A 26,495-nucleotide genomic window follows, 5' to 3' on the forward strand; every position below is an offset into this window, starting at 1 on the left:
GGGCCTCCAATTGGGGAGGGGCGGCTGGCTAGGAGCGTCGTGAAGCGACAAAGAGCGCCGCGCCAATGCCGAGGGTGAGTGTGCTCATCGCGGCCAAGCCGAGGATCAGCCCAGTCCAGTTGGTGGCGTCGAAAAGCAACCCTGATAGCCAGCCAAACACGGAGGATCCCAAGTAGTAGCAGGCCACGTAGGTGCTCGAGGCCTCCGCGCGGTTCTCGACGGCGGTGTGGCCCACCCACGCCGAGGCCGTGGAGTGGACGACGAAGAAGGCGGCGGTAAATACCAGGATCGCCGCGATGAGCACGCCCAATTGCGGGGCGAGACAGACGAGCAGCGCGATTAGAGATGTGCCAGCACCGCACACCAGGGTGATGCCGGAGCCATATTTACTGCTCCACACCCCGGCGCGGGCCGAGGACCAGGTGCCCGCCAAGTAGAGGAGGAAGACCACGCCGACCAGTGCCTCGCTGAGGCCGAAATCGTTGATGAGGACGAAGCCCACATAGTTATAGAGCGAGACAAATACGCCCATGGCCAGCCCGGCGATGAGAAAGAGCCCGGCAAGCCGCGGGTTTTTCCAATGTCCGACCATGGCCTGCAGCTCGCCGCGGAAGCGCAGCTTCTTTGGTTGGAAACGCCGCTGCGGCGGCAGGGCGATGATCGCAATAATCGCGCAGATACCGGCGAAGAGCAGATTGGCCCCGAGCGCCCAGCGCCACGTGGACAGTTCCAGGACTCCGGCGGGAATGAGGCGGCCCGAGAGTCCGCCGAGAGAGGTGCCGGCGATATAGACGCCAATCGCCTTCGCGAGCGCGTCGGGGGCGAGTTCCTCCGAGAGCAGCGCCATGGCCACTGCGGGCACGCCGGCGATCATCGCCCCTTGGATACCGCGGCCGATAATCAGCCAGGTGGCCGTCGGGGAGAAGGGGAGGAGCAGTCCGATGAGGATGCTGGCGATCAGCGAGATCGTCATGATCCGCCCGCGCCCAAAGCGCTCCGAGAGGATCGAGGCTGGGACGACGCATAGCGCCAGCGCGCCGGTGGTCGCGGAGACGGTGAGCGCGCTGATCGTCGGAGTGATCTCGAAGGCGGTGGTCAGTCGCGGCAGCATCGCCTGTGTGCAGTAGAGCGTGTTGAAGGCCGCGAGACCCGCCGCGAGGGTCGCGCCCAAGACGCGGCGATAGTCGGGGTCGGTGCGCTCGAGGCCAGGCGGCAGCGTGGCGGCGGGGCGGCTCGGGGGTGTGACGGACATGCACACCATGGTGCGCTCACAGCGATGATTAGTAAAATGTAGAAAAAAGAGAAGTTCCATGCATTTTCGGTATATAGCCGCGGGGAGGGCATATGAGCTCTGTGAGCATCGAGGATTTGCGGGTATTTGTGGCCATCGCCCGCAATCAACACATCACCGCCACCGCTGATGAACTCGGCATGGCCCAGCCCACCGTGACGCGCGTGCTGCAGCGCGTCGAACGCGAGGTGGGCGCCGAACTCTTCGAGCGCCGCGGCCGCACCCTCGTGATCAATACCCGCGGCGAGACGCTGCGCCGCGCCGCAGAGAGCATCATTGCCCGCTTCGACGCCACCCAGCTGGATATTTCACGGCTGCTCGACCCCGAACATGGCACCATCCGCCTCGACTTCATGCATTCGCTGGGCACGTGGATGGTGCCGGATCTCATCCGCGATTATCGCCGCGCCCACCCAGGGGTGCACTTCGCCCTGCACCAGGGGCCCGCCTCGGGGCTGATCGAGCGGGTGCACGCCGATGAGGCCGATCTGGCCTTGGTGGGGCCGCAGCCCCGCGGTGTCGCCGCCGACGCCCTGCACTGGCGTCAGCTCTACCGGCAGCCCCTAGCGGTGGCCTGCCCCATCGGCCATCGCTTGGCCGCGGCTGGTTCGGCGCCGATCAGCATGGAGGAAGTGGACGGTCAGCCCTTTATCGCCACCAAGGTGGGCTATGGCACCCGGCAATTGCTCGATGATCTCGTGGCCGCCTCCGGGATCACCGCGCCGGTGGCCTTCGACTCCATGGAGCTGTCCACCGTCGCCGGGCTGGTGAGCGCGGGACTGGGGGTGGCGCTGCTGCCGATGAACGATCCTTATCTGACCGGCGGGACAGCCCAACAGGGATTCGTGCTGCGTCCGCTGCGCCCGGCCTGCTATCGCGAGCTCGGCCTCGTGTGGCGCGCCACGGGGGAACTCACCCCCGCGGCGGAGCAGTTTCGACGCTGGGTGCTGGAGAAGATTCCGCCCGCTGGCCAGCCCGAGGAGGCCACCGCCGCGGCGGGATGTGAGATTTCACCCGAATAACGGGCCCTTCATTGGCCCTTAGACAGGGCGGGCGTAGCATAAGTAGCCACTGTATGTCCTCTACCGTCTTCAGAAAGGGCGGCTGATTCCCCATGACGACTGTTGCAGTAGTTGGCGCCACCGGCCAGGTCGGTCGCGTGATGCGCACCCTGCTCGAAGAGCGCAACTTCCCGCTCGACGCTATCCGCTTCTTCGCCTCCAAGCGCTCCGCCGGCACCACCCTCACCTACGACGGTAAGGACGTGGAGGTCGAGGACCTCGCCGAGGCCACCGTGGAATCGCTGCAGGGTATCGACATCGCCTTGTTCTCTGCGGGCGGCTCCACCTCCAAGCAGTACGCCCCGCTCTTCGCCGAGGCCGGTGCCACCGTGGTGGATAACTCCTCCGCATGGCGCAAGGACGAGGAGGTGCCGCTGATCGTCTCCGAGGTGAACCCGGAGGCCAAGAACGAGGTGCCCAAGGGCATCATCGCCAACCCGAACTGCACCACCATGGCCGCGATGCCGGTGCTCAAGCCGCTGCACGACAAGGCCGGGCTGAAGGTGCTGCACGTCTCCTCCTACCAAGCTGTGTCCGGCTCCGGCTTGGCCGGGGTGCAGGCGCTGGCCGAGCAAACCCGAGCAGTAGAAGCCTCCGCCGAGCAGCTCGCCCTCGACGGCTCCGTGCTCAACCCCACCGATCTCGGCCCCTATGTGGCCCCGATCGCCTTCAACGCCGTGCCGCTGGCCGGCAACATGGTCGACGATGGCTCCCTCGAAACCGATGAGGAGCAGAAGCTGCGCAATGAGTCCCGCAAGATCCTCGGCATCCCCGAGCTGCGCGTCTCCGGCACCTGCGTGCGCATCCCCGTCTTTACCGGCCACACCCTGACCATCCACGCCCAGTTTGAGAACTCTCTCAGCGTGGAGGAGGCCAAGCAGCTGCTGGCCGATGCCCCCGGTGTGGAGCTAGTAGACGTGCCCACCCCGCTGGCCGCCGCAGGCACCGACCCCTCGCTCGTGGGACGCATCCGCCAGGACCAGACCGTGGACGATAACAAGGGCCTGATCCTCGTAGTCTCCGGCGATAACCTGCGCAAGGGCGCGGCACTGAATACCATCCAGATCGCCGAACTGTTGGTCTAAACACCCACAGAGCCGCGCATAGCTCAGCCACCGACTCGCCACTAGGGCAGTCGGTGGCTGTGGTGTATCAGCGGGTAGGAAAGCTGGGCTAGCTCACCTTCACCGTCATGCCGATGGCGGCCCAATCCTCCGGCCCCACCGAATGCCCGGCCGAGTCTGGCCCCAGCAGCGCCGGCTCCACGCACACAAAACGCTTCCAATCGCCCTGCTGCAGATCCCCGATATTCTCATCGGCGGCCGCGCCCGGATTCCACACCACCACGTGATCAGTGCCCTGGGAGGTGATGGTCAGGGTGCGCGCACCATCGCTGATGGTGAAGGGGGAATACTGCTCGGTGGCGACGCGCTCGTCCGTGGCGGTGCCGTCGAAAAGCCAGCGGCGCTCCGCGCCGAGGACCTCTGTGCCGGTGACATCATCGACCAAAAAATAGGGGTGAAACGCCAGCTGGATGAGGCGGCGATACTCCGTGAGATTGTGCGCCCGCAGCATCAGCGCGAAACCCTGCTCGGTGTGCTGCGCGGAAAAACGTAGATCCCAGCCATCGTGGGTACAGCGGGCATCGATGCCGCCGGTGGTGTCCTGCACCTCCCACGGAATGCGCCGCGCCCAGCCGTGCTGCAGCTCATCGTGGCCCAGATCCTTCGAAAACCACGGCGCGATCACCGGAACCCCGCCCCGAATCGAACTATTCTCGCTGAAATCCGCCAGCTCGGACATGAACAGCAGTTCCCCGCTGGAGTGACGCGCGGACTCAAGATGGCCGCGCCCGGCCGGCATGGACAGACTCGTCTGAAGGCTCATAACCCCTCAGTTTAGCCCCCATCCCAGCATGGCCGATGCGTATCGACGCCCACTGCCGCTGCAGCGCCTGAGCTGCCCGCGCCGAGCACTCGGCGACTAGCCACACAGCGGGGGAGAGGAGAAGGGGAACGGGTACACTTCCGTACCGTGGCTCTCTATCGCAAGTACCGTCCCGCGTCCTTCGCAGAAGTTGTCGGCCAAGAGCACGTCACCCAACCGCTATCGGTGGCGCTCGACTCTGGCCGCATTAACCATGCCTATTTGTTCTCGGGGCCGCGGGGCTGCGGTAAAACCTCCTCCGCGCGCATCATGGCGCGCTCCTTAAACTGCGTAAACGGCCCCACCTCCACTCCCTGCGGGGTGTGCCCTTCCTGCGTGTCCCTGGCCCCGGGTGGGCCCGGCAACCTCGACGTCACCGAACTCGACGCCGCCAGCCACCGCGGCGTGGACGATATGCGCGAGCTGCGCGATCGCGCCTACTACGCACCGGCGGAGTCCCGCTATCGGGTGTTCATCATCGATGAGGCGCACATGATCACCACCGAGGGCTCCAATGCGCTGCTGAAAATCGTGGAGGAGCCGCCAGAGCACCTCATTTTCATCTTCGCCACCACCGAGCCGGAAAAGGTGATCAGCACCATCCGCTCGCGTACCCACCACTATCCTTTCCGCCTGCTCACCCCCATGGCGATGCGCGGGCTGCTGGAACGCACCGTGGCGGCCGAGAACGCCCAGGTAGATGATGCCGTGTACCCGCTGGTGATCCGCTCGGGTGGCGGCTCCCCGCGCGACTCGCTGTCCATCCTGGACCAGCTGCTCGCCGGCGCCGGTCCCGAAGGACTGAGCTATGAACAGGCCGTGCTGCTGCTCGGAGTGACCAATGATTCGCTTCTCGACGCCGCCGTGGAGGCCCTCGCCAACGAAGATTATTCCGGCATGTTTGCCACCGTCGACGACGTGATCGAAGGTGGCTTCGAGCCCCGCCAATTCGCCCTCGACCTGCTCAACCGCCTGCGCGATCTCATGGTGGTGCGCACCGTGCACGACGCCATGAACCACGGGCTGGTGGATGTGCCCACCGGGCGTGAAGAAGTGCTGGCCGAGCAGGCCGAACGCTTCAGCCCGGAACAGCTGGCCCGCATGGCCGCGCTGACCAACGAGGGGCTCAGCGATATGCGCGGCGCCACCTCCGCCCGGCTGCTGTTGGAGGTCATGTGCGCCAAGCTCATGCTGCCCGCCGCCACCGCAGGAAGCGCCGGAACTGCCCTCGGCACCGCCGGCGGGGCCACAACTGCGGCCGCGCCGCGGGGCGGCCAGAGCGAGGGCGAGGAGAAAAAGCCATCCCGCCGCTTTGAGCGGAAATCCGTGCGCGAGCAGCGGGAGCAGCGCGAACGCGAACAGCGCGAGCAGCGGGAACGCGAGCAGCGGGAACGCGAGCAGCGGGAACGCGAGCAGCGGGAACGCGAGCAGCGGGAACGCGAGCAGAAAGAACAACAAGAACAACAAGAGCAGCACAACGCCGCTCCCGCCGCGGCCCCGCAGCAGCCCGAGTCCACGCCTGCGGCGCCTGCTGCACCGGAACCCGCCGCTGAGCCCACGCCCGCCGCCGAGCCCACTGCCGCGCCGGAGCGGGAGGAGCGCCGCGAGGAGGCGTCGACAAGCGCTGCGGAGACACAGCACAGCATTGCCCAGCAGTGGCCGGAGATTCGCAGCGCGATCTTCAACGCCAATGCGCGTACGGGCGTGATGATCGCTGAGGCGCAGGTACTGGAAGAGACCCCAGAGGCGCTGCAGCTCGGCCACCACACGGGGGCGCTGGCGGCGCGGCTCTCGGCACCCGAGCACGCCGAGGTGATCGCCCGCGCGGTCGAGCAGGTCACAGGCATGAAGGTGACGGTCAGCTGCGTGATCGGAACGCGCGCGCCGGCCCCTGCGGCCACGCCCACCGAGTCCGAGGACAGCGACGCAGAGGACGAGGAACCGGCCCGCCCCGCCCGACGTGCGCCCGGCGGCTGGGTGGCCCCGCAGCTACCACCCGAACCCGGCACCTCCGCCCCAGTTCGCGAACCGGAACCGGAAAAGAAGAAGGAAGCTCCGCCGCGGCGACGCTGGCAGGAAAGGGCAGCCCGCGGCAATCCCCATGCCCGGCCTGGGCAGCAACCCCCGCCACCCGAGCCGGAGGAGCCGCACGACTATAGCGGTCGCGACCCCTACGCGGGCATGGCGGATTCGGTGCCGCTGCCCCCCGAGCCCGAGCCGGAGGATGCGGCCCCCGAAGCGGCCGCCCCGCCGCGCCCGCCTGCGCCCACCCCGCCTCAGCCGGTAGAGGAAAGCCCGGAGGATGTGGAAGAGTCCTTCGCCCGCGAGGCCGCGGAGGGCGAGGGCAGCGCCGATAGGCGTGACCAGCGCACCGTGGCAATCGAACTATTGCAGGAGCAGCTGGGAGCGAAGCTGGTATAAAACGTCTACACTCGTTGGGGCGATAAAGATACCCCCTAAGAAAGGCAACAACCATGACTCAGCCCGATATGCAGCAGATTCTCGCCCAGGCCCAGCAGATGCAGGAGCAGCTGCAGCAGGCCCAGCAGGAAATTATGGCCACCGAGGTCGTTGGCGAGGCCGGCAACGGTTTGGTCAAGGCCACCATGAACGGTGCCGGCCACATCACCGGCGTCGAGATCGATCCCAAGGTTGTCGATCCGGAGGATGTTGAGACCCTGCAGGATCTCGTGCTCGGCGCCCTCGAGGACGCCCACAAGCGCATCTCCGATGTAGCCGAGGAAAAGATGGGCCCGCTGCAAAACGCTGGCTTCGGTGGCGACTTGGACGGCATGCTCGGCTAAAACCTGACCGAGACGTCTGGTCACACTCAGCGCCCCGCCCCGTGCGGGGTGTTTGTGTGTACACTCCCAGCAGCGATAGCGGCCTGTGGCGTCCCCGCCACACCGATGAGCACCCCACCCCACGACCGAGGTCGACCCGCGCACTGGCGGGAATAGACCGGCACACGAAGGACACCCACCCCGCATGTTCGAAGGCCCGCTCCAAGATCTCATCGACGAGCTTTCTCGGCTCCCAGGAGTGGGGCCGAAGTCCGCGCAGCGGATCGCTTTTCACCTGCTCAACACCGATTCCGAGGATGTCGAGCGGCTCCAAAATGCGCTCGGCGCAGTGCGCGGTGGGGTCACCTTCTGCCGTATTTGCTGCAATGTGTCCCGCGATGAGCTGTGCCGCATCTGCGCGGACTCCCAGCGCGACCCCAGCGTGATCTGCGTCGTGGAAGAACCCAAAGATATTCAGGTGATCGAACGCACTGGGGAATACGAGGGCCGCTATCACGTGCTCGGCGGGGCACTGGACCCGCTGAACAATGTGGGACCAAAGGATCTCACCGTCTCACAGCTACTGCAGCGCATTGGTGGGGTCCTCGAGGATCGCGAGGGCGAGTCCGCCCCCGATATCAGCGAGGTGATCCTCGCTACCGACCCCAATACCGAAGGCGAAGCCACCGCCTCGTATTTGGCGCGGCTTTTGCGTGATTTCCCTGATCTGGTGATCTCGCGGCTCGCCTCCGGCATGCCGCTGGGCGGCGATCTGGAGTTTGTCGATGAACTCACGCTCTCCCGCGCGCTCACCGGCCGCCACCAGCTCTAAGGGTGGTCTAGCCGCGGCCAGCTAGTCTTCGAGGCGCTCCTCGCGCAGCTGCGAGACCTCATCGAGCACCAGCGGCTCGAGATCAGTGAACTCCACCCCCATGGCGCGGGCCAAGAGAAGATCCGCGATATGCGGGTTGCGGGCCAAGAAGGGCCCGTGCATATAGGTGGCAATCACGGTGCCCTGGATAGCGCCATCGCAGCCGGCGCCATGCCCGGAATCGGTGTTGCCGACACCGCGAGTAATCGAGCAGAGCGGCTGGGCATCCGGCCCCAGCACGGTCGATCCCATGTGGTTTTCGAAGCCGCTCAGACGCAGGCTCACCGTGCCGCTGATGCGCTGCGCATCGGAGATCTGCTCGGTGAGCACCGTGGAGGGCGTGGCCTCCACTTCACCGATGGCGCGGGTGCGTAGTTGCGCGGTGGTGGCGTCGATAAGCCCCAAGCCCTCGTGCACCCCGCCGGAGGCGTGGAAAGACTCGCCGAGTACCTGAAAACCGGCGCAGATGCTCAGGATCGGGGTCTTCTTCTCTGCGGCGCGGATAAGGCCGCCGTGGGCGCGCAGATGCTCCGCCGCCAACACCTGGGCTGCGTCCTCGCCACCGCCCATGCAGTAGAGATCGCAGGAATCCGGGATGGCGTCCTGCAGAGTGATCCGATGGATATCAGCATCGATGCCGCGCAGCCGGGCGCGCTGGCGCAGCACGAGGGCATTGCCATCATCGCCATAGGTGCCGAGCACATCAGGCAGCAGTAGTCCGATAGTGAGAGTCATTTACTCGTTTCCTTCCTTGGCTGCCTGCAGCGAACGTTCGAGAGCCTTCTTCAGATCACGGAAAGCCGTGTAATTGGCCAGCACCTCCACCCGGCCGGGCGGACAGGCGCGAATGGCCTCCACGGGGTCGTGGATGAGGTCGTGATCAATCGAGGCATACTTCAACCTGACCGCAAGGTCAGTACCGCGCTCGCCGGCGGCGTGCACGTGAAGGTTCTCGAAGTTCTCAAACACCACATCCCATAGCCACGAAAGGTCCTCGCCATCGGCCACCTGGCCGTTGACGGCGATCACATGGCCCTCGGCCTCGCGATCGAGCATGGACAGCGCCTCTTGCCAGCCGGCCGGGTTCTTGGCCAGCAGCATGTGCACCTCACGGCCCTCGAACTGGATAGTGGAGTAGCGGCCGGCCACATTATCCACCTCTTCCACCGCGTCACGGGCGCCGTCGAGGCTGATATCGAAGCAGCTCACCGCCGCCGCAATGGCCTGGGCGGCATTGCCGCGATTGGCCTTGCCCGGCAGCTTCAAATCCAGCGGCGTATCGCCCAGCGGGGAGCGCAGCGCCTCATCATCGATCACCCAGCTCGGCTCGGGGCGGCGGAACTCGCGGCCATCGGCCAGCGGCTTGGTGGCGTACCAATCATCGCCGTTGTGCACCACGTGGGAGCCGGTGCGCGGGCATGACACTGAATCGCCGATCCAGCCGGCGCCGGCAGAAACCCACACCACGTTCTCGGCGTCGAAGGCAACCGAGGTGACCAGCACGTCATCGCAATTAGCGATTACGGTCATCTCGGGGTGGGCCTCGACGCAGGCGCGGAGTGCGCGCTCGAGCTTATTGATCTCGCCGACCCGGTCCAGCTGGTCGCGGGTGAGGTTGAGCAGGATGAGCGCGGTGGGGTGAAGCCGGTCGGCCACCTTCGGCACGTGCAGCTCATCGCACTCCAGCACCACGTGGCTGGCATCCTTGCCGGCCATGAGCGCGGAGATAATGCCCGCGTCCATGTTGTCGCCGCCATCGTTGGTGGCCACGGTATAGCGGCTGCGCAGGGCGTTCGCGGTCATGCGGGTCGTGGTGGACTTGCCATTGGTGCCGGTGATCAGCACGGTGGGGCGGTTCTTCGCCACGGTGGTCATGATCGTGGGGTCGATTGCATTGGCCACCAGGCCGCCGATCATGCCGCCGGCACCGCGGCCGGTCGCACGCGAGGCCGCAGTGGCTGCTGAAGCTGCCGTCGTGGCAAGGGTGGCGCGCAGACGGCGGAGAGGCCGAGGAAGGTTGATGCTCATGGTTTAGAAATTGTAGCCTCAACCGCCGCTGGGAGGGGCACGCCTGCTCATAGGCGCGCCTCGGCACCGAGGGCTGAGCTGGCCGCCTAGTTCTCTGCTGCTGTGGCGGCCTGACGGGCCAGCTCCACGAAAGCGGTATCGGCCATGAGCGGAATATTTTTCCGCTGCGCGTGCATCGCCTTGCCCTTGAGATCCTGGGTGTGATTGCAGATCACCAGCGAGGAGCCACGGCCCAGCTTCTCGCTATAGCTCAACCCGGCATCGAGCGCGGCTTGAATGATCTCGGTATCGGGCAGCTCGATCTGCGGGGTGAGCACCACCTCCATGCCGGGCTGCAGCGAGCCTCCCGGCTGATACGCCCCGGGGTTCTCCGCGGCGGCGTCGGCCTGGGCGGCATCCACGCGCAGCACGGTGCGCTGCAGGCCGCAGCGATCCGCCTTCAACTCCTCGGCCTTATAGCTCACAGGATTGTCTATGGCCGCATAGAGATCCCAGGTGAGCTGGGTGGACTCGAAGGAAAAATCCGCCTCGGGGACGCTGGCGCGTTCGCGGCTTGCCTGCGGGGAGCCGTCGAATAGCCCCCACTGGCGCGCCACGCCGCGCAGCCGCTCGTCCTCGATCGTGGCGCCGGTGCGGCGCACGGTGGTGAGCATGTCGATGAGGGCCACCGGCTTGGGCACATGGCCGAAATTCGAGCGATTGCGCTTGCCGCCGCGCCGCCGCCGCTGCTTCGGGGCGTGGGCGCGCCGGTTATGGGCGATGGCCCGCTTCGATTCCGAGACAATGAAACCCCAGGTGAGGGCCATGTCGAAGGTGATGAGGGTACGGCCGTCGATCATGCGGCAGATACTTTTCGCCACCCCGGCGAAGGTGGGGGCCGCCGCCACCTCTTCTTTGCTCAGCCCGTGCAGATGCGGCGGTCCCGGATCCGCCTTGGGATTGAGCACATGGTGCACGTGCTCATCGAGCTCACCACTCGGAGTGAAGGTGGCCAGATCGATGGCAACCATCCGCGCCGACGCGGGGTGAATACCCGAGGTTTGCACCGTGGCAACCACAAAGGGGGCCCGCTCGAGCTCGGCTTGTCGACGCGCCCTGCGCTCTTCGCGGCTCAGATGATGGTTACCGTTGCTCATAGATTCCTATGCTAAACCACAACCGCGCCAACCCCGCGGACTAGGTGCAGGGCGCGGGGCGGCGGTGGCGTTTAGAAGTAGCCCATGATCTCGTTCACGCAGATAGCCACGAAGGCCAGCGAGATGATGGCCATCATCGTGTTGGCGAACCAGCCATTGCGCCATTGCTTCGGGGTGGCATCGGTATTGAGCAGGATGAGCAAGGTAAAGCCCAAAAAGGGCATGAAGAACGCGCCGAGCACACCATAGAGCAGCACCAAGGCCACGGGGCGTCCGAGGAAGAGCAGCAGCATGGGCGGGAAGGTCAGCCACAGGGTGTAGAGCTTGTAGTACTTGCCGCCGGTGGTGGTGGAGGGGTGGTTCTCGGGGAGTTTGCGCAGGTGGCCGATGTAGTCGGCGAACATCAGGGAGACGCCATTCCACACGCCCAGCACCGAGGAGAAGCTGGCTGCCCAGAAGCCGATGAGGAAGATCGTGCCGATGGTCGGGTTATAGCGCTCCGCCAGCACATCGGAGAGCCCCAGCAGCGCCTTGTCGCCGTTGTCGACTGCGATATTGGCGGAGTAGAGCAGGTCGGCGCCGAGGATCAGCATGGCGATCACGAAGATGCCGGTGACCACATAGGCGACGGTGTTATCGATCCGCATCACTTTCATCCAGCCGGGAGTGCGCCAGCCTTTTTCACGGCACCAATAACCATAGGCGGCCAGGGTGATGGTGCCGCCGACGCCGCCGGCGAGGGAGAGCACGTAGACCCCCGAGCCCTCAGGGATGCGGGGCACGAGCCCAGTGAGGATCTCGGGCAGATGCTGCAGGGAGAGTGTGGCAATGCCGACCACGGTGAGAAACATGAGCCCCACCAGCACGGCAATAAGTTTTTCGAAGAACTCGTAGCGGCCTATCCAGGTGAGGATGAACCCGAGAATGCCCGTGCCGATCGCCCACCAGGTGAGAGTGGTGCCGGGGAAAAGTGCGGCCAGCGGCAGCGCCGTGGAGCTCATGGCCGCGGCACCATAGACGAACCCCCACACCACGATATAGGGGGCGAAATACCAGCTGGTCCAGCGGCCAATGCGCCGCCAGCCGGTATAGATCGTGTGGCCGGTGGACAGAGAATAACGGCCCACGCCTTCGACGAGCACAATCTTCATGATCGCGCCCACTACGGCCGCCCAGAGGAGGGTGTAGCCGAATTTTTGCCCGGCAATCATGGTGGCGACAAGATCGCCGGCGCCGACACCGGTGGCGGCAGCCACGAGGCCAGGGCCGATCACACGCCACTTGGCGTCGGGGTTGGGGCCATCTGCGGATGGCTGGGTGGTAGGTGGGGAAGCGTCAGCGCGGGACATGTGATCCTCCTTTGCTCGATATCGAGAGTGGTTTGGGTCACAATCCTAGCAAGGGGAGGAGACGTGGTGGGGTGCGTCGCGGCAGGTGAGCGGCCCCCAGTGCAGGTGGCAGGGCGGAATTCGCTGTGGTGCAGAGGATGCTGCTGCCGGCAGGGTGGCGTCGATAAGCGCGCAGCAGACACTCCCGAGGCCCACGGGGAGCGCTCGGGAGTAGGAGAGCGAGAGGCTAGGCCATGGCGCGGTTGATCGCGGAGGTCACGGCCTTCAGCGAGGCGTAGGTGATGGAGCCGGCCACGCCGACACCCCACACCTGCTGGCCATTGACGTCGGCGTAGACGAAGGCGGCGGCCTCGGCGTCATCGCCGGCGGTACGGGCGTGCTGGGAGTAATCCAGCACCTCGACGTTGATGTCCAGCTGCTCGAGCGCATTCGCGTAGGCGGACACCGGGCCATTGCCGTGGCCGGAGACAGTCTTTTCCTCGCCGTTGATCTCCAGCTTCGCGGTCACCTGCGAGAGCTCGCCATCGGACTGGGCGTTATCCACGCGCAGCGAGATTTGCTCGACCGGGCTCACCCGATCCAGGTACTCGCTCGCGAAAATATCCCACATGGACTTCGAGTTCACCTCGCCGCCCTCGGAATCGGTCACGGCCTGCACCACGGAGGAGAACTCCACCTGCATCGGCCGCGGCAGATTGATGCCGTGGTCGGTCTTCATGATGTAGGCGACGCCACCCTTGCCGGACTGCGAGTTCACGCGGATCACGGCCTCGTAGTTGCGGCCCACATCCTTCGGGTCGATCGGCAGATAGGGCACCTCCCACGTGATATCGCGCAGTTCCTCCCAGGCCACATCGGTGTGGGTCGCGCTGGGGCGGTGCTTGGCGGCCATGGCGTCCAGGCCCTTGTTCACGGCGTCCTGGTGGGAGCCGGAGAAGGCGGTGAACACCAGATCGCCGCCGTAGGGGTGACGCTCCGGCACGCGCAGCTGGTTGCAGTACTCCACCGTGCGACGAATGTGGGCGATATCGGAGAAGTCGATCTGCGGGTCGACGCCCTGGGTCATCAGGTTCAGGCCCAGGGTCACCAGGCAGACATTGCCGGTGCGCTCGCCGTTGCCGAAGAGACAGCCCTCGATGCGGTCGGCGCCCGCCATGAAGCCCAGCTCGGCGGTAGCGACACCGGTGCCGCGGTCATTGTGCGGGTGCAGCGACAGGATGATGGAATCGCGACGGTTCAGGTTGCGGTCCATCCACTCGATCGAGTCGGCGTACACATTGGGGGTGATCATCTCCACCGTGGAAGGCAGATTGATGATCATGGGGTTCTCTGGGGTGGGCTGCATGACGTCGGTGACGGCGTCGATGACTTCCTTGGCGTAGGCCACCTCGGTGCCGGTATAGGACTCCGGCGAGTACTCCCAGCGCCAGTTGGTCTCTGGGTAGTCCTTGGCGATGGTCTGGATCAGCTCAGCGGCGTCGGTGGCCAGCTTCTTGATCTGCTCCTTATCCTTCCGGAACACCACATCGCGCTGCAGGATGGAGGTGGAGTTATAGAAGTGCACGATCACGTTCTTCGCGCCCTCGCAGGCCTCGAAGGTGCGGCGGATCAGGTGCTCGCGGGCCTGCACCAGCACCTGGATGGTCACATCATCGGGAATCTTGTCTTCCTTGATGATCTCCTGCACAAAGTTGAAATCGGTTTGGGAGGCCGAGGGGAAGCCCACCTCGATCTCCTTGTAGCCCATGCGCACCAGCAGGTCGAACATGCGGCGCTTGCGTTCCGGGCTCATCGGATCGATCAGGGCCTGGTTGCCGTCGCGCAGGTCCACGGCGCACCACTGCGGGGCCACCGTCATCTTCTTGTCCGGCCAGGTGCGATCCGGCAGCGAGAAGTCTTCGACTTCCACGTGATAGGGCTGGTAGCGCGTGCTCGGCATGCTGGAGTTGCGCTGCTTATTCCATGCCGGCTGCCCCTCGCGACGCGGGCCGTTCGGGGTGGTGATTTCAGTGGGGGCGGAGATGAAAGTGTCGTTCATCGACATAACTATGGGTGCTTTCTTAGTTCAGTGTTCGGGGATGTTGGCCGCGCCAGAAACTCCGCGACGGGGCGGCCAACGAACAATGAAGCGCTAACACCCGCCGCGGCGACTAAGGAGGAGGAATCCCTGACTACCGCGAATCATGTGAGGCACATTACCGTATCCGTCGCGGGGTTCGGGCACCGATGTTCCATCCTTTGGGAAAATCCAGTTCAGCGTTCCCCCTATCGGGGGCCTATGCGCGCTTATCGACGCCCACTCGCCGGCGCCTCAGCCCGCTGGCACGGGCGATGCCCACTAGTCGATTCCCAGCCGCGATAGCTGGAAGGTAGAGCCAATCATGGCCAGCAGCGCTAGGGCCATCCACGCCCATTGCCACCCGGTGGCCTGGAAGGATTCGCTTAACACCGTATAGCCCAAGATGAAGGCCACGATGGGCTCGGCGACCTTCATGGCCGGCAGGGAGTTTTTGAGCGCGCCGGCATTAAAGGAGACCTGCTGCACCAAGGTGCCGATGGTGGCGCAGGCGATCAGCGCATAAAGCTCCCAGGAGGTGAGGATGCCGTAGAACCCGCCTTTGTGGACGAAGATATCGGCGATGGCCTTGGATAGCACCGCCACATAGCCGAACACGGCGCCGGTGACGATGCCGAGCAGCAGGGCCTTTTCGCGGCGGATTTGGCGTTGCGCCCAGCGGTCGAGGCCGACGAGAACGACCACGCCGATGCCGAGGGCCAGCAGCCAGCGGTGCAGCGATGGATCAGGGGTGCCCGAGGCGGGGCGGCCCAGTAACACCAGCACCGATACGGAGACGGTGAGCACGCCCGCCCACAGCATTTCGGCGAAGGTGAGCCGGTGCTTGTCGTAGTAGGCCGACAGCGGCAGGGTGAACATGAGGGAGAGCACCAAGATGGGCTGCACCACGAGCAGGGTGCCGAAGCCGAGGGCCACAACCTGCAGGCCATAGGCGCCGAGCGCAGAAAAAGAGCCTGCCCACCATAAGGGGCGGCGCATGGCCGTGGCGATGGACCGGCCCTCGGGTGCCTCGAGTGCGATATTGTGCCGCACAACCGTGCCCCACGCGATCGTCAGCGCAGAGGCAGTGGCAAAAAGAATGGCAAGCAGGGTATTAGGCACAGCACTTAGAGTATCGCTAGGGGTGGCGCGCAGCCGTGGCGGCGCGCGGGGTGGCGGTGCTGGCGTGGTGCGATCCTCACCCTGGGGGTGAATGTGAACTCGATAGTGTCCTGCAGTGGGCGCCATGTACGATGAGTGCGGAAAAACCAATACTTCGGCAGAAATTGCCTCGCGGACCCACGGTAGAGACGGTGCGGGGCCTCATGCCAAGGAAAGGACGGCACCTGTGGCACTGATTGTGCAGAAATATGGTGGATCATCTCTCGAGAGTGCGGAGCGTATCCGCAGCGTTGCTGAACGTATTGTGGCCACCAAGAAGCAGGGCCACGATGTGGTGGTGGTGTGCTCCGCCATGGGCGATACCACCGATGAGTTCCTCGATTTGGCGGCGCAGGTCAATCCCGTTCCGCCGGCCCGCGAGATGGACATGCTGCTCACCGCTGGGGAGCGTATCTCCAATGCGCTGGTGGCCATGGCTATTGAGAGCTTCGGTGCGAAGGCCCAGTCCTTCACCGGCTCCCAGGCGGGCGTGCTCACCACGGAGCGGCACGGCAATGCCCGCATCATCGAGGTCACCCCGGGACGCGTGCAGGAGGCCCTCGACCAGGGCAAGATTTGCCTCGTCGCCGGCTTCCAGGGTGTGAATAAGGAAACCCGCGATGTCACCACCTTGGGCCGCGGCGGTTCCGATACCACCGCGGTGGCGCTGGCCGCGGCGCTCGAGGCCGATGTGTGCGAGATCTACTCGGATGTGGACGGCGTCTACACCGCCGATCCGCGCATCGTGCCCAATGCCCGCAAACTAGACAAGATCTCCTTCGAGGAGATGCTCGAATTGGCTGCTGTGGGATCGAAGATCTTGGTGCTGCGCAGCGTCGAATACGCCCGCGCATTCAACGTGCCCTTGCGTGTGCGTTCGTCCTACAGTAATGACATTGGCACCCTCGTCGACGGATCAATGGAGGATATTCCCGTGGAAGAAGCAATACTCACTGGCGTGGCAACCGATAGCTCGGAAGCCAAGATCACCGTGTTGGGAATCTCGGATCTGCCGGGCGAGTCCGCCCGCATCTTCCGTGCCATCGCGGATGCAGAGATCAACATCGATATGGTGCTGCAGAATGTCTCCTCCCTCGAGGACGGCAAGACCGACATCACCTTCACCTGCCCGCGCGCCGATGGCCCCCGCGCCATGGAGCTGCTGAAGAAGATGCAGGTTGGTGCCGGCTACGAGAACGTGCTCTACGACGACCAAGTGGGCAAGGTCTCGCTGGTGGGCGCAGGCATGAAGTCTCACCCCGGAGTCACCGCCGACTTCTGTGAGGCGCTGCGTGATGTGGGAGTGAACATCGAGCTCATCTCCACCTCCGAAATCCGCATCTCGGTGCTCGTTCGCGAGGCCGATCTCCCCGAGGCTGCCCGCGCCCTGCACGAGCGCTTCGAGCTTGGCGGCGAGGAAGAAGCCATCGTTTACGCAGGTACTGGCCGCTAAACAGACTCTGCGGCCCGCTCGCTATCTGACCGTCCCTGGCACCCGCTGCTAGGGGCGGTTTTTCTGTGAGCTGGGTTAAAGGTTTTTGGGGCCATCTGGGGCTCAGGTTATTCTCATGCAGAATGCACCTAACCGGGGTGAGCCGCATGAAAGGGAAAATTATCGTGGGATTCACGACAGGTCTGAAGAAAATTACCGCCGCTATGTTGGGAGTCGCCACCGCCGCGGTGGTGGGCGTGAGCGCTGCCCCAGTGGCTGCCGCCGCCCCGCAGGGCAATATCGCCTACTTTGGTGATTCCTACTCCGCGAACCCGGATCAGATCCTCAACGCCATGCGCGGGATGAACCCGCAGGTGTACAACGGCTATCCCAACCGCGAGGGCTGCCTGCAGGCCCCGAATAATGCGCCGCGCCTGCTCGGCCAGATCGCCAAGGCACCGATCTCTGACTGGTCCTGTGTCGCCGAGACCTCGCGTGTGGCCACCCAGCGCGTCACCCGCGCCATCCAGGCCGGCGATATTCACCCCGGCACCCGCGCCGTGGTGTTGGCCGCGGGCATGAATAACTACGGTGGCTTCGGTGTGCGCGATGGCGTGAATATCCTCGATAACCAGGCCGTGCACAACGCCTACCTGAAGGATATTCATGACGCCGTGAATCAGATCCGTCGCGTTTCCCCGCGCATCCAGATCATCATTCCGGGCATGCTGCAGGTCACCGAGCCCACCTCGGGCATGCTTTGCGCACTGAACGTGGTTCCCAATGCCCCGATGGGCGTGCCGGTGCCGCTGCTGCGCGATGTAGAGAACTGGAACCGCGATAACCAGAGGGTGGCGGCCCGCCAGACCGGCGCCACCTTCGTGGACATCAAGGCCGGTTCCGCCGCCCACCACACCTGCGTGCCCGATATGCAGCGCTGGGTCTCCGGCAGCATCGACACCACCACCCCGAACTACAACATGGGCCTGCACCCCAGCGAAGCAGGTTCCCGCTACGTGGCGCAGCGCATCGCCGCCGCCCTGCGCTAGGTTCTCGGCTTCATAGCCACTAGCACTGCACGCCTCGACCGGGCGTGCAGTTTTTCATGCCCACACAACGCAGAACGTGGCCCCACCCACTGAGGGTGAGGCCACGACTGAGCAGGCGTGATAGGCCTTAGTTGGCTGCCTTGGCGTAGCGCTCGGCAACGTCATCCCAGTTGAAGACGTTCCACACGGCCTCAACGTAGTCAGCCTTAACGTTCTTGTACTGGAGGTAGAAGGCGTGCTCCCACATGTCCAGCATGAGCAGCGGGGTCAGGTTAGCGGAGATATTGCCCTGCTGATCGGTGATCTGCTCGACCACGAGGCGCTGACCGATGTGGTCATAGCCGAGTACTGCCCAGCCGGAGCCCTGCAGGCCCAGAGCGGCTGCGGAGAAGTGAGACTTGAAGTTCTCGAAGGAACCGAACTCGGCGTTGATGGCCTCAGCCAGCTCGCCGGTGGGCTCGCCGCCACCGTTGGGGGAGAGGTTCTTCCAGAAAATGGAGTGGTTGGTGTGGCCACCCAAGTTGAAAGCGAGGTCCTTGGACAGGGCGGTAACCACGGCAGAGATCTCGCCGTTCTCACGAGCAGCGGCCATCTTCTCGAGGGCAGTATTAGCACCCTTGACATAGTTGGCGTGGTGCTTGGAGTGGTGCAGCTCCATAATCTCGGCGGCGATGTGCGGCTCGAGAGCGTCGTAGGAGTAATCCAGCTCGGGAAGGGTGTAAGTCATGATAAAAGCCTTTCGTGGTTTTTACGTTCACAGCCACGGCGCGGTGCCGTGGCATTGATACCCATGATAGGTGAGAATGTGAATATCGCAACAAAATGGTTGATAAAACCGGCCCCGGCAGGGGTGCTGCGGCACGAACGTGGCGGCGGGACTAGATTGGGGCGCATCCCCCCCCACCTGGCCACCGAGTGGACATCGCCCTTACCCCCTAGAGAAAGTGCTAGCACTATGGGATTTCTATTTTCACGCACCCCTGAGATGGTGAGCAAAGAGCAGGCGCTGCACGGCGGTTCTACCCCCGTGCTGGAGCACCCTCAGCCCCACGCGGTTCTCGGCACTCCGATCACCGGACCGTGGCAGCCGGAGCAGCGGCGCCTCATCATTGGCATGGGATGCTTCTGGGGCGCAGAGAAGCTGCTGTGGCAGCTCGACGGAGTGGACTCCACCTCCGTGGGCTATGCCGGAGGGTTCACGCCCAATCCGACCTACCGCGAGGTGTGCACGGGCCGGACGGGCCATACCGAGGTGGTGGAGGTGGTCTACGATCCCGCGCGGATCAGCGGTCGGGAGATTATTAGCGCCACTCTTGAGGCCCACGATCCCACCCAGGGCTATCGCCAGGGCAATGATGTGGGCACCCAGTATCGCTCCGCCTATTTTGTGGATTCCGCCGAGGATGAGCAGCTCGTGCGCGAGCTTCTAGCCGCCTATGAGCCGAAGCTGGCCGCGGCCGGGTTTGGCCCCGTCACCACCGAGGTGGCCCAGCTCAGCGATACCCCCGCGGGCGCCTACTATTTGGCCGAGGATTATCACCAGCAATATCTGCACAAAAACCCCGAGGGCTATTGCCCCGTCCACTCCACGGGGGTGGCCTGCGGCTAGCGCGCCGGGTGGGCCGGAGCCAGCGGCAGGGGCAGCCCACCGCGGCGGCGGCTCAGTACCCCCACCAGCAGGATCGCCATACCGGCGATGGTCGCCCCGATGACCCATCCGGCCAGCACATCGGTGCTCCAATGGTGGGCGAGAAATACTCGGGAGACGCCCATGCACAGCGCATATCCCAGGGCGACCAGCCAGACGAGGATGCGAACACCGCGCCCGCGCACCGCACGGCTGCCAAAGTAGGCGAGCACGAGAGCAAGGACGGTTGCGTTGAGCGTGTGCCCCGAAGGGAAAGAATATGAGGGCTCGAAGGGCGGCACTGCGAAGGCATAATCGGGCCGGGTGCGTCCCACCAGCGTCTTGATGATGGTGGTGGTGCTCGTCGACAGCGCCGCCGCCAAGGCGAGGGTGAGCACGGGAGTCCAGCTGCGCAGCACTGCAGTGAGCAGAAATGCGAGTGCTGTGGCCACGGGCAGGCTCAGGGCGGTGGTGCCGATATTGGTGAAAGCGGTGACCGCCGCGTCGAGCGCCGGGGAGCGGTGATCCAGCCCCCACTGAAGATATGTTGTGTCGATTGAGCTAAGCACCCATAAAGGCTACTACGGGCGCGTTCCGCCGAGAACCTGAGTGCGCAGCAGCTCCAGCAGCTCGGCGGGGTCGGCAACATGCACGGCGTCGAGGCCGGCGGCTTGGGCGGCACGCACATCGTTGGTGTAGTTATCGCCGATCATCACCGCGCGCTCTGCCGGCACCCCAAGCAGCGCCAGCGCCTCCCGATAGGCCTGCGGATCGGGCTTGGCGCAGCTGAGTTCCGCGGTGGGAATGAGGCTTATCGACGCCGACTCGAGGCCGGTGGCAGCGAGCTTGCCCGCCTGCATGTCGCGGGCGCCATTCGTAAAAATAGCCACCCTTGCCCCAGAGTCCACGGCGAGGGACAAGGCTGCAGCCGCATCGGGGAACGCGTGCCAGCCTTCACGGTAGAAGGAGGCGAATACCTCGAAACGCCGGCGCGACTCCTCTTCGCTGAGCGGGGCCGCAAAGAAGCGGGCCATGCGGTTGAGGCGCTGCTGGGCATGGGTGATCTCACCTCGTTCGAAGCGGGAGAACTCCTCGTTTTCGATCTGGAACCACCGCTCGATGAGGGCGTGTTCTGGGCCTTCCATGGCGTAGTGCTGGATCAGTCGGGTGGCTGCGTGGCGGGCGGCGGAGTCGTGATCGACGAGCGTGCCGTCGAGGTCAAAGAGGATGGCGTCGTAGCGGGGCATAGTGTCTCAGTATAGAAGCTGTGGGGTTTCCCACTTTCAGCCGAAAAAGGCTGCCAAATACTGGCAAAAACAAAAACAAACGGGCACAATAGGCAGCTGAAAGCGAAAAACCAAACATCGCGAGGGATGAAACAATGAAGGATATTGTTGGCAACAAGGTTGTGCTCATCGGCGCCGGTGACGTGGGAGTGGCCTATGCCTACGCTCTGGTGAACCAGGGCACGGTGGACCACCTGGCCATCATCGACATCGATGAGAAGAAGCTCGCCGGCAACGTCATGGACCTTAACCACGGCGTCGTCTGGGCCAGCTCCCGCACCCGTGTCAGCAAGGGCACCTACGCCGACTGCGAAGACGCCGCCATGGTGGTCATCTGCGCCGGCGCCGCCCAGAAGCCTGGCGAGACCCGGTTGCAGCTGGTGGACAAGAATATGAAGATCATGAAGTCCATCGTGGACGAGGTGATGGCCAACAACTTCGACGGCATTATGTTGGTCGCCTCCAACCCGGTGGACGTGCTCTCCTATGCCGCATGGAAGTACTCCGGCCTGCCGTGGCAGCGCGTGATCGGCTCCGGTACCGTGCTGGATTCCGCCCGCTTCCGCTACATGCTCGGTGAGCTCTACGACTGCTCGCCGACCTCCATCCACGCCTACATTGTGGGCGAGCACGGCGACAGCGAGCTGCCGGTGCTCTCCTCCGCCACCATCGCTGGTGTGTCCATGCGCATGAAGCTGGCCAAGGAGCCAGAGCTGGAAGAGCGCCTGGAAAAGATCTTCGAAGACACCCGCGATGCCGCCTATCGCATCATCGACGCCAAGGGCTCCACCTCCTATGGCATCGGCATGGGACTGGCCCGCATCACCCGCGCGGTGCTGCAAAACCAGGATGTGGCCTTGCCAGTCTCCGCTCTGCTCCAAGGCGAGTACGGCCAAGAAGACATCTACATCGGCACCCCTGCGATTGTGAACCGCAACGGCATCAACCGTGTGGTCGAGCTTGAGCTCAACGAGCACGAGATGGAGCGCTTCACCAAGTCCGCTGATGCACTGCGCGAGGTTCAGCAGAACTTCTTCTAAATAGATAGAGCGCTCGCTCGCCTCAGCACCACCGGCCTGTCCCGCACCTGAACTGGGTGCACGGGGCATGGCCGGTGCTTTGCGTCTGCGCCCCGTATCCTAAAGCTGGCGACACGATCCGCCGCCCGAGCACGGGGCGATACTGATACAGGAGGCAGCGAGAAAATGTATGTGATCGCGCACCGCGGCGCATCCGCCGACTATCCGGAGCTCACCGCAACAGCCTTCACCGAGGCGTTTGTGCAGGGCGCGGACGGGGTGGAATGCGATATCCGTCTGGCCCGCTGCGGTGAGCTGGTATGTATCCACGACCCCATCGTGGATCGTGTCTCTGATGGCAGCGGCCGAGTATCCACCCAGACAGTAGAGCAGCTACGCCGGTACAACTTCGGAACCGCAGCGGCCCCCTCTGGGCCCTGCACCCTCAACGAACTGCTTGACATCATGGAGGATCACCCCGGAAAGCACCTCTTTATAGAGAGCAAGCACCCCATGCGCTATGGCCGGATGCTGGAGGAGGAATTGGTGAAAACACTTCGCTACCGCCGCCTCGAAGCAGATCCCTATATCCACGTGATCTCCTTTTCCGGATCCGCGATCAACCGCATGCAGCAATTAGCCCCGGAGCTCGACCGGATCTACCTGCGCAACGAACCCAACGCCTGGTATCACCGCATTCGCGAGCAGACGATTCACCCCACCTCGGTTGGTCTCGCTATGCGGAAAGCCCGCGAACACATCAACAATGGCACCCTGCCGCCGGCGAGCTATGTGTGGACCGTGGACAACCCCGAGGAGATGGCGGTGTGCCGCGACAATGGAGTGCAGTGGTTGGCCACCAATGTGCCCGCTCTGGCGCGCGAGGTCGTAGACCGCGGGCCGCGGGTCTAACACCCACTGGGGAGCAGACAACTGGCGCGCCGGGGCGAACGGGTATGTTTGTGCCATGGGCAAAAAGAAGAAGAATCGTGAGAATCTGCCTGAGGGCATGAGCCGCAAGCAGGCCAAACTCGCCGCACGTGCCGCTGAGCGCGCCGCGCTGATGGGCGAAACCCGCCCCTTCGAGGGGCTCGCTGCCGAGCCGCAGCTGGTGGCGCTGCAGGAGTTCATCCCCTCCGCATACGCCAAGGTGGACGTCGCTGGAACTGACCGCGAGGTCTACATCTGCACCGTGCTGCCGGGAGCCGTCGCTGCTTTGGTGCGCGACGAGGAGGCTGGCGGCGAGGCTTTTGTGGCCATGCAAACCCAGCACCGCACCAAGACCCAGGGCAAGGATTTGGCCTATGCCCTCAATTGGGTCATCAACGCCGCCCCCGGCGCTACCTTGGCGCCCGGCAACCAAGATGGCTCCCAGCCAGAGCTGAGCGCACTGCTGAGCGCAGATGCCGAGCTCGACGTGCAGGCCTTCGATACCTTCAACTGGTGGGTGCCGGAGGGACAAACTGGCGATGAGCAGACCGCACGCATGCTGCAGATGGCCAATGACACCATCATTCCCTCCCAGGAAGTACACGCAGACGTACCCGGTGCTCTGTGGTGGGTGGATCCCGGCGAGAAGGCCCACATCCGTTGGGTGCGCCAGGATGATGAGGACAAGCTGCTCGCTGCCCTCGCCCGCATCGCGGCGGCCGGCAAGCTGCACCTTGGCGAGGACACCAAGTTCGCTGGTGCCTTCCGCACGCACGGCCTCACCGTTCCGGTCTTCGATCTCGATCCCACGATCACTCCGGAGGAGTGCGTTCCGGCCGTGGAGGAGCTCAATTCCTTGATCTCGGCAGAGCTGAGCAATGATGCGCAGCTGAACGCCGAGGAGCGTAAGGCCCTCAACAACATCAAGTCGCGGCAGCTCACTATCCGCTAATACGCGCGATAGTCATGGCTGCACCGGCCAGCTGGGGGATCACTCCCAGCTGGCTTTTTCTATTGTTCGGGGTCTGGTGGTGAATGTGGCCAGGCTTGGCGGCGTATTTTCGCGCCCGCCGATTGTGCCGCTGCCGTGGATGTATTGGGTACCGGGTTTTCGGGGTCCTCGGCGGTTGCCGAGCCGACCACTCCGGTCTTGGGGTGGCGGGCAGCGTGCTCCTTTATTGGATGCTGCTTGGTGTCATCGTTGTCGCTGTGGTGCTCGGGGCAGCGCAGCGTGAGATTCGCTATGTCGGTGGGGCCACCGTCATTCCACGAGGTGATGTGGTGGATATCGCAGCGACTCACCGGCTCGGAGCATCCCGGGTGGGAGCACACGAGTTCGGAGGCGAATAGCGCGAGGCGCTGGTAGATATTCGCCAATCTGGTGGTTCTTCGCAGATCCAGCACCTGGCCGGTGCGGGGATCATGGACGCACACGAAGCCGTATTTTGCTTGGGCGAGCGAGAGCACGTCGTTGACGGTGAGCTCATTGCCGGTGTTGGTGGGAAAGAGCATGCCGGCGGCGGCGAGATCGGCATCGTCGAAGTCCTTGGCCGATACCGAGAACACCATGCTGGCCGTGCCGATGCCGCCGCGGTCGAGGGCGGCGTCGAGTGCATCCGCGTAGCGCTGCTGGGTGGTGCGCGGGTCATCTTTATCCACGGTGCGCTCGACGCAAGGCTCCAGCCATGCCCGCAGCTTGGCAGTGATGCGCTCGGGCAGATAACCGAAGACGCGGCTGCCGCCGTCGTTATCCGCCTCGGTGATGGTGAAAGCGCGGTTGCGTTCGGCGCGGGCTGGTTCGGGGCTGAGCTCGCTATTGGCGTTGCTAACCAAGTGCTTAACATAGGCCCTGGTGTCATCGCAGCTGGCGTTGTGGGCATAGTCCACGGCCTTTTGGCGCAGTGTTTCGCGTAGCAGCGCGCTGCCGGTGCGCAGCCCGAGCAGGGCTTTATCTATCGCGGTGCGGGTATCGCCGGAGATCCGGTAGTCGCACAGCTGCCTGCGGGTGCGGCCGCGCAGCATCTCCGCGGCGCCGCGGTTGATGTCGTTTTGCTCCTCAGTCAGCGTCTCATCCGGCTCGTCCTTGAGCTTTCCGTAGAGGCAGCGGGCCTGGCCGATGGTGGAGTTGGCGCGAGAATTAGACCAGCCGAGACGTTCCTTGAGAATACGGCGCGGCTTGGAGGTACCCGCCACGTCCATGAGATCTTCCGTGCTGGCGAGGTGCGCGATCAGCACATCGAGGTGCGCCTTGAGCGCCATATGTTCCTCGAGTTCCGCCAGCTGCGGGAGAGTGGCCCCCAGAGAGGTGAACCCGCCGGTATCGACGTCGTAGAGCGCCACGAGCTGGGCGAGATCTTCGCCGATGCGGTCAACAAGCTGCTGTACCTGGTCGATAGCGGTCATGGGGGCCTCCTTCCTGAATGAGCGTGTGCGGCACACACTAAAACAGGACAGACCATGCCCGCTGCGCGGGCTGTGCATAACTCGCGGCCGGTGAAGGGTTATGCACAGCTGGGCTAGCGAAGGGAGCTAAAGAGTTGCTCCGCCTGGGTTTCGTCCCACAGCACAACCGAGCCGACATCCACATAGTCCATGCCGCCCACGGGGGCGACCTCGGTGTTGAAACCGCCGGCCATGTGCAGTGCCGCCCACAAAAGATCCCAGGTGTGGTCGCTCGAGTCCACCGTGAGCGAGCCGGCTACCCCGTTGACCAGCGGGATAGACCGGAAGGGGTTGAGGAAGGTGGTGGGGGAGGCCACCTTCTTGGCGAGGGCGCCAAGGAACTGCCGCTGGCGGGCCGCGCGGTCAATATCTCCCTGCGCAGTGGATCGGGTGCGCACGAAGCTCAACGCCTGGGCGCCATCGAATTTCTGGCAGCCGGCTTCCATGTGGAAGTTGATCACGTCATCGTGGATGGGCTCATCCACGCAGAGCTCCACCCCGCCCACAGCATCGACCGCGTGGGCGAAGCCGCCGAAGCCGACCTCGGCGTAGTGATCGATCTTCAGCCCCGTGCTCTGCTCGACGGTCTCGATGAGCAGTGGCGGGCCGCCGAAGGAAAAAGCAGCATTGATCTTGTTCATGCCATAGCCCGGAATCTCCACATAGCTATCGCGCGGGAGAGACAGCAGCGTGGGCTTGCCGAAGAGGGGCACGTGCAAGATCATGATCGTGTCGGTGCGGTTACCTCCCACATCCCCGCCGGTCATCAGCTCCTGGTTCTGCTCGGGAGTGAGACCCTCGCGGGAATCGGAGCCCACCAGCAGCCAGTTCGAGCCGCTGGTATTACCGATCTGCTGGGCGGGCATGGCCTCGACCCGCTCGAATTTGGTGTCGGCCCACAACATGCCCACCACCGCGATGGTGACGATGATTGCCAGCGCCCAGCGGAACATGGAGAAACAGCCCATGCGGGGTCGGCGCATGCCCCGCCATGGGGCGCGGCGCCGGGGTGCAGCGGCAGGCTGCGGCTGGAGCGGCTGCTGCGGCG

General features: G+C 64.4%; 24 protein-coding genes. 11 read left to right on the top strand and 13 right to left on the bottom strand.

Features of this window, described 5'->3' with window-relative positions; genetic code table 11:
• Window positions 1–28: 28 nt before the first annotated feature.
• Window positions 29–1,252: an MFS transporter gene (locus KRX12_RS07295; protein WP_255550141.1), complete on the bottom strand. Its 1,224-nt coding sequence runs from the start codon at window positions 1,250–1,252 to the stop codon at window positions 29–31.
• Window positions 1,253–1,344: 92 nt separating this feature from the next.
• Here KRX12_RS07295 and KRX12_RS07300 point away from each other — a divergent pair, with 92 nt between their 5' ends.
• Both KRX12_RS07300 and KRX12_RS07305 read left to right on the top strand, forming a co-directional pair.
• The gene (locus KRX12_RS07300; protein WP_218366202.1) at window positions 1,345–2,313 is read left to right on the top strand and encodes a LysR family transcriptional regulator; all 969 of its coding nucleotides are present in this window, start codon (window positions 1,345–1,347) and stop codon (window positions 2,311–2,313) included.
• A 92-nt stretch (window positions 2,314–2,405) separates the two neighbouring features.
• Window positions 2,406–3,437 carry an aspartate-semialdehyde dehydrogenase gene (locus KRX12_RS07305; RefSeq protein ID WP_218364698.1) on the top strand — a complete coding sequence of 344 codons (1,032 nt, stop codon included), beginning with the start codon at window positions 2,406–2,408 and terminating at the stop codon, window positions 3,435–3,437.
• A gap of 88 nt (window positions 3,438–3,525) precedes the next feature.
• On the opposite strand, the gene KRX12_RS07310 is transcribed toward KRX12_RS07305, so the two are convergent.
• Window positions 3,526–4,239, bottom strand: a complete 714-nt coding sequence (locus KRX12_RS07310) for an aldose epimerase (RefSeq protein ID WP_255550142.1) — start codon at window positions 4,237–4,239, stop codon at window positions 3,526–3,528.
• Between the two features lie 147 nt (window positions 4,240–4,386).
• On the opposite strand from KRX12_RS07310, the gene KRX12_RS07315 reads away from it, so the two are divergent.
• From KRX12_RS07315 to recR, 3 genes are all read left to right on the top strand, one after another.
• Window positions 4,387–6,699 (top strand): DNA polymerase III subunit gamma and tau, encoded by a 2,313-nt coding sequence (locus KRX12_RS07315; RefSeq protein ID WP_218366203.1) that lies wholly within the window; start codon window positions 4,387–4,389, stop codon window positions 6,697–6,699.
• Window positions 6,700–6,752: 53 nt separating this feature from the next.
• Entirely contained in the window at window positions 6,753–7,082 is a 330-nt protein-coding gene (locus tag KRX12_RS07320; RefSeq protein ID WP_218364696.1) for a YbaB/EbfC family nucleoid-associated protein, read from the top strand.
• Between the two features lie 184 nt (window positions 7,083–7,266).
• Complete coding sequence (gene recR, locus KRX12_RS07325) at window positions 7,267–7,893, top strand: recombination mediator RecR (protein WP_218366204.1); 627 nt, start codon at window positions 7,267–7,269, stop codon at window positions 7,891–7,893.
• 21 nt (window positions 7,894–7,914) lie between these two features.
• On the opposite strand, the gene KRX12_RS07330 is transcribed toward recR, so the two are convergent.
• The 6 genes from KRX12_RS07330 to KRX12_RS07355 form a co-directional block, all read right to left on the bottom strand.
• Entirely contained in the window at window positions 7,915–8,667 is a 753-nt protein-coding gene (locus KRX12_RS07330) for a type 1 glutamine amidotransferase (RefSeq protein WP_218364693.1), read from the bottom strand.
• Window positions 8,668–9,960: a MurT ligase domain-containing protein gene (locus tag KRX12_RS07335; RefSeq protein ID WP_218366205.1), complete on the bottom strand. Its 1,293-nt coding sequence runs from the start codon at window positions 9,958–9,960 to the stop codon at window positions 8,668–8,670.
• A gap of 86 nt (window positions 9,961–10,046) precedes the next feature.
• On the bottom strand, window positions 10,047–11,096 hold the full coding sequence (locus KRX12_RS07340; RefSeq protein WP_218366206.1) for a DNA polymerase III subunit epsilon: 1,050 nt from the start codon (window positions 11,094–11,096) through the stop codon (window positions 10,047–10,049).
• Window positions 11,097–11,167: 71 nt separating this feature from the next.
• A complete protein-coding gene (locus KRX12_RS07345; RefSeq protein ID WP_255549188.1) occupies window positions 11,168–12,445 on the bottom strand; it encodes an Nramp family divalent metal transporter in 1,278 nt (425 codons plus the stop codon).
• Window positions 12,446–12,671: 226 nt separating this feature from the next.
• Complete coding sequence (leuA, locus tag KRX12_RS07350) at window positions 12,672–14,489, bottom strand: 2-isopropylmalate synthase (RefSeq protein WP_218366207.1); 1,818 nt, start codon at window positions 14,487–14,489, stop codon at window positions 12,672–12,674.
• Between the two features lie 294 nt (window positions 14,490–14,783).
• Window positions 14,784–15,623, bottom strand: a complete 840-nt coding sequence (locus tag KRX12_RS07355) for a DMT family transporter (RefSeq protein WP_218364685.1) — start codon at window positions 15,621–15,623, stop codon at window positions 14,784–14,786.
• 226 nt (window positions 15,624–15,849) lie between these two features.
• Here KRX12_RS07355 and KRX12_RS07360 point away from each other — a divergent pair, with 226 nt between their 5' ends.
• Window positions 15,850–17,115 (top strand): aspartate kinase, encoded by a 1,266-nt coding sequence (locus tag KRX12_RS07360; RefSeq protein WP_218364683.1) that lies wholly within the window; start codon window positions 15,850–15,852, stop codon window positions 17,113–17,115.
• A 164-nt stretch (window positions 17,116–17,279) separates the two neighbouring features.
• Window positions 17,280–18,143: a GDSL-type esterase/lipase family protein gene (locus tag KRX12_RS07365; RefSeq protein WP_218366208.1), complete on the top strand. Its 864-nt coding sequence runs from the start codon at window positions 17,280–17,282 to the stop codon at window positions 18,141–18,143.
• Window positions 18,144–18,270: 127 nt separating this feature from the next.
• On the opposite strand, the gene KRX12_RS07370 is transcribed toward KRX12_RS07365, so the two are convergent.
• Window positions 18,271–18,870: a superoxide dismutase gene (locus KRX12_RS07370; RefSeq protein WP_218364679.1), complete on the bottom strand. Its 600-nt coding sequence runs from the start codon at window positions 18,868–18,870 to the stop codon at window positions 18,271–18,273.
• Between the two features lie 228 nt (window positions 18,871–19,098).
• Here KRX12_RS07370 and msrA point away from each other — a divergent pair, with 228 nt between their 5' ends.
• Complete coding sequence (gene msrA / locus KRX12_RS07375; RefSeq protein ID WP_218366209.1) at window positions 19,099–19,752, top strand: peptide-methionine (S)-S-oxide reductase MsrA; 654 nt, start codon at window positions 19,099–19,101, stop codon at window positions 19,750–19,752.
• Here the strand turns inward: msrA and KRX12_RS07380 are convergent.
• Both KRX12_RS07380 and KRX12_RS07385 read right to left on the bottom strand, forming a co-directional pair.
• Window positions 19,749–20,339: a phosphatase PAP2 family protein gene (locus tag KRX12_RS07380; protein WP_218366210.1), complete on the bottom strand. Its 591-nt coding sequence runs from the start codon at window positions 20,337–20,339 to the stop codon at window positions 19,749–19,751. The genes msrA and KRX12_RS07380 overlap by 4 nt on opposite strands.
• A 12-nt stretch (window positions 20,340–20,351) precedes the next feature.
• Window positions 20,352–21,017 carry an HAD family hydrolase gene (locus tag KRX12_RS07385; RefSeq protein ID WP_218366211.1) on the bottom strand — a complete coding sequence of 222 codons (666 nt, stop codon included), beginning with the start codon at window positions 21,015–21,017 and terminating at the stop codon, window positions 20,352–20,354.
• A 134-nt stretch (window positions 21,018–21,151) separates the two neighbouring features.
• Between KRX12_RS07385 and KRX12_RS07390 the strand changes: the two genes are divergently transcribed.
• From KRX12_RS07390 to KRX12_RS07400, 3 genes are all read left to right on the top strand, one after another.
• On the top strand, window positions 21,152–22,096 hold the full coding sequence (locus KRX12_RS07390; protein ID WP_218366212.1) for an L-lactate dehydrogenase: 945 nt from the start codon (window positions 21,152–21,154) through the stop codon (window positions 22,094–22,096).
• Window positions 22,097–22,261: 165 nt separating this feature from the next.
• Window positions 22,262–22,987: a glycerophosphodiester phosphodiesterase family protein gene (locus KRX12_RS07395; protein ID WP_218366213.1), complete on the top strand. Its 726-nt coding sequence runs from the start codon at window positions 22,262–22,264 to the stop codon at window positions 22,985–22,987.
• 55 nt (window positions 22,988–23,042) lie between these two features.
• A complete protein-coding gene (locus tag KRX12_RS07400) occupies window positions 23,043–23,957 on the top strand; it encodes a DUF5926 family protein (protein ID WP_218366214.1) in 915 nt (304 codons plus the stop codon).
• Between the two features lie 59 nt (window positions 23,958–24,016).
• On the opposite strand, the gene KRX12_RS07405 is transcribed toward KRX12_RS07400, so the two are convergent.
• Together KRX12_RS07405 and KRX12_RS07410 are read right to left on the bottom strand one after the other, a co-directional pair.
• Complete coding sequence (locus tag KRX12_RS07405) at window positions 24,017–25,408, bottom strand: HNH endonuclease signature motif containing protein (RefSeq protein ID WP_218366215.1); 1,392 nt, start codon at window positions 25,406–25,408, stop codon at window positions 24,017–24,019.
• Window positions 25,409–25,521: 113 nt separating this feature from the next.
• Entirely contained in the window at window positions 25,522–26,430 is a 909-nt protein-coding gene (locus tag KRX12_RS07410) for an LCP family protein (RefSeq protein WP_255550143.1), read from the bottom strand.
• Window positions 26,431–26,495 lie beyond the last annotated feature (65 nt).

It is taken from the genome of Corynebacterium sp. TAE3-ERU2 (assembly GCF_019209955.1).
Taxonomy (GTDB): Bacteria; Actinomycetota; Actinomycetes; order Mycobacteriales; family Mycobacteriaceae; genus Corynebacterium; species Corynebacterium megadyptis.

Bases quoted from the DNA above. Each gene is read 5' to 3' on its own strand.
- KRX12_RS07295 (WP_255550141.1), bottom strand. From the start codon at position 1,252: ATGTCCGTCACACCCCCGAGCCGCCCCGCCGCCACGCTGCCGCCTGGC.
- KRX12_RS07300 (WP_218366202.1), top strand. From the start codon at position 1,345: ATGAGCTCTGTGAGCATCGAGGATTTGCGGGTATTTGTGGCCATCGCC.
- KRX12_RS07305 (WP_218364698.1), top strand. From the start codon at position 2,406: ATGACGACTGTTGCAGTAGTTGGCGCCACCGGCCAGGTCGGTCGCGTG.
- KRX12_RS07310 (WP_255550142.1), bottom strand. From the start codon at position 4,239: ATGAGCCTTCAGACGAGTCTGTCCATGCCGGCCGGGCGCGGCCATCTT.
- KRX12_RS07320 (WP_218364696.1), top strand. From the start codon at position 6,753: ATGACTCAGCCCGATATGCAGCAGATTCTCGCCCAGGCCCAGCAGATG.
- recR (WP_218366204.1), top strand. From the start codon at position 7,267: ATGTTCGAAGGCCCGCTCCAAGATCTCATCGACGAGCTTTCTCGGCTC.
- KRX12_RS07330 (WP_218364693.1), bottom strand. From the start codon at position 8,667: ATGACTCTCACTATCGGACTACTGCTGCCTGATGTGCTCGGCACCTAT.
- KRX12_RS07335 (WP_218366205.1), bottom strand. From the start codon at position 9,960: ATGAGCATCAACCTTCCTCGGCCTCTCCGCCGTCTGCGCGCCACCCTT.
- KRX12_RS07340 (WP_218366206.1), bottom strand. From the start codon at position 11,096: ATGAGCAACGGTAACCATCATCTGAGCCGCGAAGAGCGCAGGGCGCGT.
- KRX12_RS07345 (WP_255549188.1), bottom strand. From the start codon at position 12,445: ATGTCCCGCGCTGACGCTTCCCCACCTACCACCCAGCCATCCGCAGAT.
- leuA (WP_218366207.1), bottom strand. From the start codon at position 14,489: ATGTCGATGAACGACACTTTCATCTCCGCCCCCACTGAAATCACCACC.
- KRX12_RS07370 (WP_218364679.1), bottom strand. From the start codon at position 18,870: ATGACTTACACCCTTCCCGAGCTGGATTACTCCTACGACGCTCTCGAG.
- msrA (WP_218366209.1), top strand. From the start codon at position 19,099: ATGGGATTTCTATTTTCACGCACCCCTGAGATGGTGAGCAAAGAGCAG.
- KRX12_RS07385 (WP_218366211.1), bottom strand. From the start codon at position 21,017: ATGCCCCGCTACGACGCCATCCTCTTTGACCTCGACGGCACGCTCGTC.
- KRX12_RS07390 (WP_218366212.1), top strand. From the start codon at position 21,152: ATGAAGGATATTGTTGGCAACAAGGTTGTGCTCATCGGCGCCGGTGAC.
- KRX12_RS07395 (WP_218366213.1), top strand. From the start codon at position 22,262: ATGTATGTGATCGCGCACCGCGGCGCATCCGCCGACTATCCGGAGCTC.
- KRX12_RS07400 (WP_218366214.1), top strand. From the start codon at position 23,043: ATGGGCAAAAAGAAGAAGAATCGTGAGAATCTGCCTGAGGGCATGAGC.
- KRX12_RS07405 (WP_218366215.1), bottom strand. From the start codon at position 25,408: ATGACCGCTATCGACCAGGTACAGCAGCTTGTTGACCGCATCGGCGAA.
- KRX12_RS07410 (WP_255550143.1), bottom strand. From the start codon at position 26,430: ATGCGCCGACCCCGCATGGGCTGTTTCTCCATGTTCCGCTGGGCGCTG.